Source organism: Atopobium sp. oral taxon 810 str. F0209 (assembly GCF_000466405.1).
GTDB lineage: Bacteria > Actinomycetota > Coriobacteriia > Coriobacteriales > Atopobiaceae > Olegusella.
The window spans coordinates 88258-88563 of the sequence record NZ_KE952937.1; positions in this window are offsets into that span (position 1 = coordinate 88258).

Genomic DNA, 306 nt, shown 5'->3' on the forward strand with positions numbered 1-306 from the left:
TCCACAAAAGTGCTGCTCAATTTTTTACTGCGGATGCTTGGGGTTCAAAACCGTACCAAACGGCTCGAGAAAGTGCAGGTAAATTTTCTTCCGAGGGTGCATCTTGAACCCTCTGCAGGGAAAAGGACGTTTATTGAACCGCCTGCAGGCAGAAAGGGTGCTTATTGAACCCGTTGTAGCCACTTTTCCACAGAGGGTTCAAGACCGTACCAAGTGTGCGAGAAAAGGCCAGGTAAAAATTGACGCGAGGGTGCTTCTTGAACCCGATGTGGGTGAAAGGATGCTTATTGAACCCGATGTGAGTAA